We start from the raw sequence: 3,699 nt of genomic DNA, 5'->3' as shown, positions 1-3,699 counted from the left end.
CGTCAGCCGGCCGGCGCTGAAACCGGCAAAGCGCCCTGCCCTGGAACTACGGCCAAGCACCTTGATCTCGAAGCCATTCAACGTGCGTGACAGCATGAACCAGACAAGCACTGCAGCGACTATGGCGAGAGCAAAACCCCAGTGCGCCCGGCCCGAATCTGGCCATATCGCCGGCAGGATGGCGCTATCGCTGAACTGCACCGTCTCGGGGAAATTGTAGCCTTGAGGATTGCGCCACGGGCCCCGCACCAGCCAGTCGAGAAAAAGCTGTGCAACGTAAACCAGCATCAGGCTGGTGAGAATCTCGTTCGTATTGAAGCGGACTTTCAGAAATGCCGGGATCGTCGCGTAGGCCATGCCTCCCGCCATTCCGAGCAGGAGCATAATCGGCAACACGTACCAGCCCTGAAAGTCCGGGAAGACGACCGGCAGGATTGACCCGGCAATACCGCCTGCGATGAACTGTCCTTCAGCCCCGATATTCCAGTTATTCGAAAGAAAACAAACGGAAAGCCCTACCGCAATGAGGATCAGCGGTGCCGCTTTCACCAGCAATTCGTGGATCGACCAGACCTCGGTCAAAGGCTCGATGAAGTAAGAATAGAGCGCTGAAATCGGGTTTTTGCCGAGTATGGAAAACAGGATTGCGCCTGCAATCAAAGTCAGGAACAGCGCGATGAATGGCGACAAGGCGCTAAACAAAACTGAATGCTGCGGACGTTTGACGATCTCGATCCGCATTATGCGGCTCCCGCCGTAGCGTCGGCGCCGCCCATCATCAAACCGACGCGTTCCATTGTCATTGCTTCGATTGGCACAGATTCGGAAAGACGGCCATGCACCATCGCCGCGATGCGGTCGGAGATTTCGAAGAGTTCATCGAGGTCCTGGCTGATCACGATCACGGCCGAGCCGCTGCGGGCAAGGTCGACCAATGCCTGACGAATAAGCGCAGCCGCGCCGGCGTCGACACCCCATGTCGGCTGGTTGACGACTATCACCGACGGGTTACGATCGAGCTCCCGCCCGATGAGAAACTTTTGCAGGTTCCCGCCGGAAAGCGCTGACGCATCGGGGTTTTCTGCGCTTTTGCGCACATCCATTTGCACGACGATGCGCTTTGCCGCAGATGCGAGGCTGGATTCCGATACAAGTTTCAGCACACCGCCAGTCAGGAACATTTTTCGATCCGTTGAATGGCGCGACAGGAGCAAATTGTTGGTTAGAGACATATCGGGCACTGCACCGTGCCCAAGCCGCTCCTCGGGCACAAAAGCTGCGCCAAGCTTGCGCCGGGCCGATATTCCGATTCTGCCGGCATCTGTTCCGCGGATGCGCACGACTTGAGGACTTTCCTGCAGTACTTCGCCGGAAATCGCCTCAAAGAGTTCGCCTTGGCCATTGCCGGCAACCCCGGCAATACCGAGAATTTCTCCGCCATTGATCGACAGAGAGATATCATGAAGCGCCACCGAAAATGGCCCGCGCGGCCGCTGCGACAGGCCGTTCACCTCAATAAGCGGTATCCGGTCCGTCCATTCTGCCGGAAGCCTTTCAATGACATGGATATCATTCCCCACCATCATCCGCGCCAATGAAGCTGCAGTCTGCGTGCGTGGATCACATTGGCCGAYAACCTTACCGTGCCTGAGTACCGTTGCGCGGTCACAAAGCCTGCGTACTTCCTCCAGCCTGTGACTGATGTAAAGGATGGATTTTCCTTCCGAGCGCAAACGTTCCAGTGTCACAAACAGAAGATCGGCTTCCTGCGGAGTGAGCACTGATGTCGGCTCGTCCAGGATGATCAGATCAGGATTTTGCAACAGGCAGCGAATGATCTCGATGCGTTGCCGCTCGCCAACCGAAAGATCACCGACAAGCGCGTCAGGATCGACCGGCAAACCATAGGTCTGGCCGATCTCGCGGGCCCGTGTGGCGATCGTGTCGAGTGGCGACTTCTCGTCCAGCGACAGGGCAATATTCTCGGCAGCGGTCAGCGCATCAAACAAGGAAAAATGCTGGAAAACCATACCGATACCCAGTGATCTTCCCACGGCAGGATTGGTAACTGTAAAACGTTCAMCCTTCCATGCGATGTCTCCGGAAGTTGGCTGCAATGCACCGAACAACATTTTGACAAGGGTGGATTTTCCCGCGCCATTCTCGCCCAGGAGCGCATGAATCTCGCCGGTTCCGATCTTCAGATCAATCCCGTCACAAGCCTTGAGTGTCCCGAAAATTTTGGTGAGCTTTTCGGCTTCCAGTAACGGTTTTTCAGAGCCGTCTTTTGTTATTGTGCTTGTCATAATTCCCCGCGGCCAAGACCGTTTTTCGATCCTATGTCAGGCCCACCAAATTTGGAAAGTACAAAACGTACGGTTGCGGCCATTTGCGCACAATATTCGGGCATCAGTAACGGTGGCTTAAGGAATAAGCACTGTCGTGCCGGTGGTTCTCCGTCCTTCCAGGTCGCGGTGCGCATCTGCAACGTCCTTCAGCGCGTAGGTCTGGCCGATTTCGATGCGGATAATGCCGTTCGCCACCAGGTCGAAAAGCTCTTCGGCGCCAGCGACAAGCGCGTCGCGCGTTGCCGCATATACGAATAGCGTTGGACGCGTCAAATAAAGCGATCCCTTCCGTGACAGGATGCCGAGATCGAAAGGCGGAACTGGTCCGGAAGACTGACCGAAACATACCAGCATGCCGCGCGGGCGCAAACAATCCAGCGAGCCGTCAAACGTATCCTTGCCGACCGAATCGTAAACGACATCGACGCCTTTGCCGCCGGTAAGTTCTTTTACCCGTTCGACAAAATTCTCGGTCTTGTAGTTGATGACGTGATCGTAGCCATTGTCCAGCGCCAGCTTGACCTTTTCATCCGACCCGGCCGTGCCGATGACCGTCGCAACAAGACGTTTTGCCCACTGCCCGGCGATCAGGCCAACGCCGCCGGCTGCAGCATGGAAGAGGATCGTATCGCCCTGTTTGACGGGAAAGGTCTGGCGCAGCAGATATTGTGCTGTGAGCCCCTTCAGCATCATCGAAGCGGCCTGTTCCAGCGATATCGCCTCCGGCACTTTGACCAGGAATTTGGTCGCGATCAGTCGCTCTTCGGCATAGGCGCCTATGGTAGTGGTATAGGCGACGCGGTCGCCAGTCTTGAAATCCTCAACGTCGGGTCCGACCTCCAGGACGACGCCAGCACCTTCATGGCCCGGGATCAGCGGCAGCCCGCTTGGCGACGGATAGAGGCCAGTCCGGTAGTAGACGTCGAGGAAATTGAGCCCGACGGCTTCGTTGCGTATGCGCACTTCGCCGGGTCCCGGAGCGCCAACGGAGATGTCTTCATAGGTCAATACTTCAGGCCCGCCAACCCGATGAATGCGAACAGCTTTGACCATCATACTTTCTCCGTACGTCCGAGATTGGGGAACGCCTGCATCACGGCTCCAATGAAAAAAAGATAGATGCCCGTCACCGAAATGCCGATCCGCACCCAAAGCGGCGAATCCAGCTCCTGAAACAGCGAATATGCACCAAAGGCGCACCACAGGAAGAATATTGCGAGATTGAGCGGCCGCAAGCGCTGCACCCGCACAGGATGGAGGAAATAGATCGGCAGGAAGGAGACGATCGCTGCAACGAGAACGATGGCGAAGGCCACCCATTCTCCGGGGCGCACGATGAACAACGTAAAGA

Annotated in this window: 3 protein-coding genes and 1 pseudogene; all 4 read right to left on the bottom strand. The window is 56.6% G+C overall.

All coding sequences use genetic code 11. The annotated features are described in order from the left end of the window. On the bottom strand, positions 1 to 741 hold a 741-nt coding region (locus tag ACXJ5O_RS21420; RefSeq protein WP_457301651.1), incomplete at its 3' end, for an ABC transporter permease. After that, on the bottom strand, positions 741 to 2,294 hold the full coding sequence (locus ACXJ5O_RS21415; protein WP_457301653.1) for an ABC transporter ATP-binding protein: 1,554 nt from the start codon (positions 2,292 to 2,294) through the stop codon (positions 741 to 743). The genes ACXJ5O_RS21420 and ACXJ5O_RS21415, both read right to left, overlap by 1 nt. A 129-nt stretch (positions 2,295 to 2,423) precedes the next feature. After that, on the bottom strand, positions 2,424 to 3,401 hold the full coding sequence (locus ACXJ5O_RS21410) for a quinone oxidoreductase family protein (protein WP_457301652.1): 978 nt from the start codon (positions 3,399 to 3,401) through the stop codon (positions 2,424 to 2,426). Next, a pseudogene (locus tag ACXJ5O_RS21405) lies at positions 3,401 to 3,699 on the bottom strand (phosphatidylcholine synthase); the annotation flags it as partial. The pseudogene ACXJ5O_RS21405 and the gene ACXJ5O_RS21410, both read right to left, overlap by 1 nt.

This window comes from Phyllobacterium sp. P5_D12, assembly GCF_054049495.1.
This window is presented reverse-complemented; position numbering and strand designations above follow the sequence as displayed.